The following is a 6,921-nucleotide window of genomic DNA, read 5'->3' as shown; positions in this document are numbered from 1 at the left end:
AGCCTGTTTTTCGCTTTTATCACTGGCGCGAGGGCACGGTTTCCAGCTCGAACAGCCGGTCGACTTCCGCCACCAGTTCGCGCAGGTGAAAGGGTTTGGACAGCACGCGCGCCTGCGGCATCGCGCGGCCCGCCCGCAACGTCACGGCGGCAAAGCCGGTGATGAACATCACGCGCATGTCGGGCACCAGATCGCTGGCACGCTGCGCCAGTTCGATGCCGTCCATCTCCGGCATGACAATATCGGTCAGCAACAGGTCGAAGCGTTCGCTCTCGATCAGCGCCAGCGCCGTCGTGCCGCGATCGACCGCGCTGACCAGATAGCCCGCCCGTTCGAGCGCGCGCGTCAGATATTCGCGCATCACGTCATCATCTTCGGCGAGCAGGATTCGGAACATTATCGCCTCTTTGGTCACGCCGTTCCCTTATGGGCAAAGCCCTTAACATTTTCCAGCAAGGCCGGTTGCGAGATGCGCCGGGACGATTGCCGGAAACAATCGCGTCGCCTAGCATCGGGCAGTGAACGATGCGTCTGTGCACCCCAGTTTCGACCGGTTCGGACCGGCGATTCCCGGCAGTCCGGTCATCCTGTCGGTGCCACATGCCGGGCGCGACTATCCCGCGCGGTTGCTGGAGGCGCTGCGCGTGCCGCCCGGCGCGCTGTTACCGCTTGAGGATCGCCATGTCGATGCGGTGGCCCATGCCGCGCGCAAAGACGAGATCATGCTGGTCGCGTCTCGGCCCCGCGCGTGGATCGACCTGAACCGCGGCGAGCACGAACGCGACCCGGCTGTCGAGAGCGGCGGATCGCTGATGTCGCTGCCGATGGCGTCGACCAAGGTGAAAAGCGGGCTGGGACTGGTGCCGCGCCGCGTGGGGGCGGCGGGGGACCTGTGGGCGCGGCGCTTCACCAGTGCGGAGATCGATCGCCGCATCGCCGCCGATCACCGCCCCTATCACGCAGCGTTGGCCGATGCGTTGCGCGCCGCGCATGTGCGGTTCGGCGTCGCCGTCCTGCTCGACATCCATTCGATGCCCACGCTGGGCAGCGAGCGTCCGCAACTGGTGCTGGGCGACCGCATGGCGCAGAGCGCCGGTCCCGAAATCGTTGCCGCGATTGAACGCGCCGCCGCCCGGTCGGGGCTGCGCGTCGGGCGCAACGTTCCTTATGCGGGCGGCCATGTGCTCGACCGTCACGGCAATCCCGCGCGCGACGTTCACGCCGTGCAGCTGGAGTTCGATCGCCTGCTTTATCTCGATCCGCTGACGATGGTGCCGTCGCCCGATCTGTCACGCACGGCAATGCAGTTGCGCGCGATCATCGACGCTGCGGCCGATGCCGCCCTGCCCGTCCCGCTCGCCGCCGAATAGGCAAGAAAAAACCACCTGGCACGAATGCACCAGGTGGCCAAGGTTCAGGGAGGAGACACGCCCAAGGGCGTGTCGCATAGCCCGGCGAAAGGGGGGACACCGGACCACGCAAGAAACAATATAATCTGCCGGGCGGCGCACGCAAGAGGGGCCTGTCGGGATTTTTTAACGTCCCATCAACGACATCGCCCCGACGCCTCGCAAGGAAGCGCCGGGGCGATGGAGCGACGGCGAATGAGCCGGTCAGTTGGTGGTCAGCGGCACCGGCTGCTGCGGCATCTTGCCCTGCCGCATCTGCTTGGCGAACAGGTCGCGCATCAGGCTGAGCGACAGCAGATGCGCGTAGATCAGCGGCAACATGCCCGATTGCTGCATCTTGCGAAGCTGGTCGCCACGCATTTCGTTCAGCTTGCTCTCGTCAACCATCTGGAAGCCGCGATAGACGAAGGGCTGCGCGCCATCGGGCTGGATCGAGATTTCACCGTCCATCAGCAGCCCCTGCTCCTTCAACTCGCGCATGAAGGCGCTGGTGCGCTGGCCGGCCTGTTCGAACTGCTCGGCAAAATTGAGGATGCCCTTGGTCAGTTCGGTCGGTTCGCCGTTTTCGAACAGCTTTTCGCCCTCATCGAACGCGCCGATCGTCTCCGACGTGGGATCGAAGCACAGCGACAGTTCCTCGCTTTCGGGCCGCAGCCGCGCCAGCATATAGGGATAGCGCCGGACGTAGGCCGGGATATAGGTCTCGTCGTCGAGCAGCTTGCCATCGGCGTCGAGGAAGGTGTTGACGCCTTCGTTCAGGCCCATCAGCGCCAGCGGCACGGGATCGTCGCCGACCGAGAACACGATCGGCATCCGTCGCTGGACCAGCGGAAACTCCTCGACCGTCAGCGGAACGGCGTGGTGATTGGCCAGGAACGGCGCGGTGGCGGCAGGCCGCACGCGGAAGTCGCCGTGCTGCGTGCTCGAAAGCGGTTCGAGCTGGTTATAGAAAAGCGGAAGCCCTGCCTGCTGCGGTGCGCTGGCCATTTTACTCTCCTGGGAAATCCAAATGAAATCGAAGTGCCGTTGCCGGATCGTCGCGCGCGTCTAAGTCGACGCGCGGTCGGGTGCAAGCGTCACCAGCTTGCCCGGATTGAAAAGCCCATGCGGATCGAACGCCGTCTTGATCGCGCGCAGCGCCGCCAGCCGCGCCGGCGACGCGGTTCGCGTCAGTTCATCGACCTTCATCTGGCCGATACCATGTTCGGCCGAAATCGACCCGCCCATGGCGACAACCAGATCATGCACCATGCGCGTCGCGCGGGCCGCATGATCGCCATACCAGCGCTCGGCCGACATGCCAGCGGGCGCGCGGACGTGGAAATGGATATTGCCGTCGCCCAGATGGCCAAAACCGCTGGCGTGCGTGCCCGGAAAGGCGGCTTCGATCGCGGCGGCCGCCTCGATCATGAAGCGCGGCATGGCATCGACCGGGACCGAGATGTCATGCTGGGAAGCAGGGCCGCCCGCACGTTCGGCGGCGGATAGCGAATCGCGCAGCCGCCAGAATGCATCGGCCTGCGCCTCGCTGGCGGCGATCGCCGCATCGGCGACCAGCCCGTCGGACATCGCATCGCCCAGCAGCGTTTCGAGCATCGCATCCAGGCGTGCGGTCGCATCGCTGCCCGCCATTTCGATCAGCACATGCCAGGCGTGCGCGCCCGCCAACGGCGCGCGCGCGCCCGGCACATGCGCCACCGCCAGCGCCAGCGTGCTGCCCGGCAGGATCTCGAAACTCTCGACCGTATCGGTCGCCGCCTGCATCCGCCGCAGCAGCGCCAGCGCGTCGGACGGGCTGCCCACCCCGGCCCAGGCGACCGCCCGCGTCGCGATCGCAGGCACCAGTGACAGCGCCGCCGCCGTGACAATGCCCAATGTCCCCTCCGCCCCGATCAGCAACTGGGTCAGGTCGTAACCGCGATTGTCCTTTTTGAGCGGCGACAGCCCGTCATGCACCGATCCATCGGGCAGCACCGCCTCCACCCCCGTCACCAGCCGCCGCATCGTGCCGAAGCGCAGCACCTGCGTCCCGCCCGCATTGGTCGACACCAGCCCGCCGATCGTCGCCGACCCCCTGGCGCCCAGTGTCAGGGGAAAGCGCATCCCGGCGTCGCTGGCCGCCGCGTGAACGTCGGCAAGGATCGCGCCCGCTTCGGCCACGGCCTGTCGCGCATCGGCATCGATGTTGCGGATCGCGCGCAGCCGGCGGGTCGACAGGATCAGCGCCGACCCATCGCCCGGCGGCGTCGCGCCGCCGACCATTGACGTGTTCCCGCCTTGAGGCACCAGTGCGACGCCCAGGTCGCGCGCGGCGCGGACAATTTCGGCTGTGGCTTGGGTCGTGTCGGGCGACAGGATCGCGGGCGCGGCGCCGTGAAAACGCCCCCGCCAGTCGGTCAGCCACGGTTCGATATCGGCCGGATCCGTCGTGACCGCGCGAGGCCCGGCGATACGGCGCGCGGTTTCGGTCAATTGCGTCTGGGCTGGCGTCATCTCGACCGACGCGATAGCATGGCGAGTGAACCCGCGCCAATTCATCGCCGGTTCAAATGGTGGCGGGCATTGCCCGTGCGTCGATGGTGAACTTGTTGATTGATCCGCTGCTGTTCCTGCAACTTGCGCTCGCGCCCGATGTGGCCTGGCTGGCGCAGGCCGATCGCACGGCACAGGCGGGTGCGCGCGCGCAGGTTCGGATCGAACGCCGCATCGTCATCCGCGTGCCGCGAATGACCGCGGCGCCCGGCATCATTACCACCGCCTCCGCCGCTCCCCTGCCCCCGATCAGCTGGGTCGAGCGTCGCGGCGGCGATCAATGCGTGCCCGTGACATCGCTGGCCGCCGCATCAGTCACCCGGCCGGACGCCGTTGACCTGGTGCTGTCGGGCGGTCGCCGGATGCGTGCGCGACTGGGCGAGGATTGCCCGGCGCTGAACTTCCAGTCCGGCTTTTACCTGCGCCCCCCCGCCGATGGCCAGATTTGCGCGCGCCGCGATCTGATCCGCTCGCGTTCCGGCGGCGAATGCCGGATCGAAACCTTTCGCGCGCTGGTGCCGTCGCGCTGATTTCACTTCCGTCGCGCCGCTGGCAATCGCGGCGGCACTTGACTTTTTGGTGTGAATCCGCGAGCGCGGCCGCATAGGCGGCTGCGCTTTTTGCCGCCGTATTTCCGGACAATTGCATGAGCTTTGCCGATCTCGGCCTGTCTGACGAACTGCTACGCGCCGTGACCGAGGCGGGGTATTCCGAACCCACGCCCATTCAGGCCAGCGCCATTCCGTCTGTATTGATGATGCGCGACCTGATCGGCATTGCCCAGACGGGCACCGGCAAGACCGCCAGCTTCGTCCTTCCCATGATCGATATCCTGGCACAGGGCCGCACGCGCGCCCTGATGCCGCGCAGCCTGATCCTTGAGCCAACGCGCGAACTTGCGGCGCAGGTCGCCGAGAATTTCGAGAAATACGGCCAGTATCACAAGCTGTCGATGGCGCTGCTGATCGGCGGCGTGCAGATGGGCGATCAGGTCAAGGCGCTGGAAAAGGGCGTCGACGTGCTGATCGCGACGCCGGGGCGATTGATGGACCTGTTCGAGCGGGGCAAGATTCTGCTGACCGGTTGCGAACTGCTGGTCATCGACGAAGCCGACCGGATGCTCGACATGGGGTTCATTCCCGATATCGAGACGATCTGCTCTAAACTGCCCAAGACGCGTCAGACGCTGCTGTTTTCGGCGACGATGCCGCCGCCGATCAAGAAGCTGGCCGACAAGTTTCTGAGCAATCCCAAGACGATCGAGGTATCGCGCCCCGCGAGCACCAATCTGGACATCACCCAGCGGCTGGTGTCCACGCGCGCCGACCGTAAGCGCGAAGTGCTGCGTTCACTGTTGCAGAGCGAGGAGATCCATACCGCGATCATCTTCTGCAACCGCAAGACGACCGTTCGCGAACTCAACAAGTCGCTTCGCAGCCATGGCTATGCCTCGGGCGAGATTCACGGCGACATGGACCAGTCGTCGCGCATCGCAGAGCTGGACCGCTTCAAGCGCGGTGACATCAACATCCTGGTCGCCAGCGATGTCGCGGCGCGCGGTCTGGACGTGAAGGGTGTCAGCCACGTCTTCAACTTCGACGCGCCCTGGCATCCCGACGATTATGTCCACCGCATCGGCCGCACGGGTCGTGCGGGGGCCAAGGGCGCGGCTTTTACGTTCGTCACGAGCGAGGATGCCGAGAACATCGCCAATATCGAAAAGCTGACCGGCCAAACGATCGAGCGTGTGACAGTCGGCGACAAGCCAGCGGCGCCTCAGCCCGAAGCCGGCAAGCCCGCGGAAAAGCCCCGGCGCGACCGCAAGCGCAACGACCGCCGCGCATCCGCCGTCGCGGAGCCGGTGGCGGTGATTGAGGTGGAAGCCGAAGTCGAGGTCGAAGCAAAACCCCTCAGCCGGCCCGCGCCCAGGCCGACGGCAAAGCCCACGCCCGCGCCCGCCCCGCGTGAGCGCGACAATCGCCGCGACCATCGGCGCGGTCGTGATACCGATGGCAATGACGATGGCGGCTGGAACGGCCCGATCCCCGCATTTCTCGACGTGAAGCTGGGTCGCTGATCGGCGACGTCGTGACACGCGTCAGGCCGGTGCCCGTGACCAGCCCGTGCATCCTGGTATGCACGTTGGATCTTGCGACCGGCTGGTGCCTGGGCTGTGGCCGCACCGGGGGCGAGATCGCCGGCTGGACTGGGTTGAGCCAGAGCGGGCGCGCTACGGTGCTGGGCCAGCTTCCGGCGAGGATGCGTCAGCTTCTCAACGAAAAATCAACGTGATCGGTTGCGCCCTAACCGATCGCTAACGCTTGTCGCAGTAGCAACGATCGCGTGAAAAGCGCCGTCTCCAGCCAGTTCGCCCGACCAAAGATCGACGCTCGCGCCCTGCTGGGCCTGCGCGATCCCGATGATTCGACGGATTGGGGACCGATTCGCGCCGCGCAACTGAATACCGGCTCGCAACTGGCGCTCATGCTCATCGCGGCCAATATGCTGGGTGCGGCGCTGCTGCTGGTGCTGTTGCGGGGCGCGATCCCGACTTGGCAACTGGTGCTGTGGGCGGCATTTGTGGGGGCCATGTCGACCGGCGTGGTGGTGCGGCGGCTGGCCGGGCGCAACCGCACGCGAATGACCGCAACGGTGCAGGACGTGCGCGGGACCGCGCTCGACGGGTTGTCGCTGGGCGCCGTCTGGGCAATCGCACCCTTGTGGTTCGGGCCGGCGGTGCATGGCAACGCCTCGCTCGGCCTGTGGATCACGCTCGCCATCCTGATGACCGCATCGGCAATCGCGATGGCGGCGCTGCCATTAGCGACGCTGCTGTTTCTGGGCGTGCTGGGTGGCGCGCTGGCGCTGTCGCTTGCGATCTGGGCCGACATCACGCTGGCGGCCGCGGCGTTGCTGTTCGCGGCTTTGCTGTGCTTCACCTGTTTCGGGCGCGGGCGCTCGCTTGTCGTCATCCGCGCAC

At 66.4% G+C, this 6,921-nt stretch carries 7 protein-coding genes and 1 pseudogene; 5 read left to right on the top strand and 3 right to left on the bottom strand.

Features of this window, described 5'->3' with window-relative positions; translation table 11 throughout:
* Window positions 1-19 precede the first annotated feature (19 nt).
* The gene (cpdR, locus tag VL973_RS00140) at window positions 20-397 is read right to left on the bottom strand and encodes a cell cycle two-component system response regulator CpdR (protein WP_325282007.1); all 378 of its coding nucleotides are present in this window, start codon (window positions 395-397) and stop codon (window positions 20-22) included.
* A gap of 121 nt (window positions 398-518) precedes the next feature.
* Here cpdR and VL973_RS00135 point away from each other — a divergent pair, with 121 nt between their 5' ends.
* The gene (locus VL973_RS00135) at window positions 519-1,370 is read left to right on the top strand and encodes an N-formylglutamate amidohydrolase (RefSeq protein ID WP_325282006.1); all 852 of its coding nucleotides are present in this window, start codon (window positions 519-521) and stop codon (window positions 1,368-1,370) included.
* 243 nt (window positions 1,371-1,613) lie between these two features.
* Here the strand turns inward: VL973_RS00135 and VL973_RS00130 are convergent, their stop codons facing one another.
* The gene (locus VL973_RS00130) at window positions 1,614-2,396 is read right to left on the bottom strand and encodes a SapC family protein (protein WP_325282005.1); all 783 of its coding nucleotides are present in this window, start codon (window positions 2,394-2,396) and stop codon (window positions 1,614-1,616) included.
* Window positions 2,397-2,456: 60 nt separating this feature from the next.
* Complete coding sequence (locus VL973_RS00125) at window positions 2,457-3,902, bottom strand: FAD-binding oxidoreductase (RefSeq protein WP_325282004.1); 1,446 nt, start codon at window positions 3,900-3,902, stop codon at window positions 2,457-2,459.
* Window positions 3,903-3,997: 95 nt separating this feature from the next.
* On the opposite strand from VL973_RS00125, the gene VL973_RS00120 reads away from it, so the two are divergent.
* The 4 genes and pseudogenes from VL973_RS00120 to VL973_RS00110 form a co-directional block, all read left to right on the top strand.
* Complete coding sequence (locus VL973_RS00120) at window positions 3,998-4,471, top strand: hypothetical protein (RefSeq protein WP_325282003.1); 474 nt, start codon at window positions 3,998-4,000, stop codon at window positions 4,469-4,471.
* Window positions 4,472-4,587: 116 nt separating this feature from the next.
* A complete protein-coding gene (locus VL973_RS00115) occupies window positions 4,588-6,018 on the top strand; it encodes a DEAD/DEAH box helicase (RefSeq protein ID WP_325282002.1) in 1,431 nt (476 codons plus the stop codon).
* A gap of 11 nt (window positions 6,019-6,029) precedes the next feature.
* Window positions 6,030-6,233 (top strand): DUF1289 domain-containing protein, encoded by a 204-nt coding sequence (locus tag VL973_RS14290; protein WP_414712164.1) that lies wholly within the window; start codon window positions 6,030-6,032, stop codon window positions 6,231-6,233.
* A gap of 51 nt (window positions 6,234-6,284) precedes the next feature.
* Window positions 6,285-6,921: pseudogene (locus VL973_RS00110) on the top strand (diguanylate cyclase); the annotation flags it as partial.

Source organism: Sphingomonas sp. (assembly GCF_035490575.1).
GTDB lineage: Bacteria > Pseudomonadota > Alphaproteobacteria > Sphingomonadales > Sphingomonadaceae > Sphingomonas.
Note: the sequence above shows the minus strand (reverse complement) of the source record. Positions and strands in the feature narration are given on the sequence as shown.

Bases quoted from the DNA above. Each gene is read 5' to 3' on its own strand.
- cpdR (WP_325282007.1), bottom strand. From the start codon at position 397: ATGTTCCGAATCCTGCTCGCCGAAGATGATGACGTGATGCGCGAATAT.
- VL973_RS00130 (WP_325282005.1), bottom strand. From the start codon at position 2,396: ATGGCCAGCGCACCGCAGCAGGCAGGGCTTCCGCTTTTCTATAACCAG.
- VL973_RS00125 (WP_325282004.1), bottom strand. From the start codon at position 3,902: ATGACGCCAGCCCAGACGCAATTGACCGAAACCGCGCGCCGTATCGCC.
- VL973_RS00115 (WP_325282002.1), top strand. From the start codon at position 4,588: ATGAGCTTTGCCGATCTCGGCCTGTCTGACGAACTGCTACGCGCCGTG.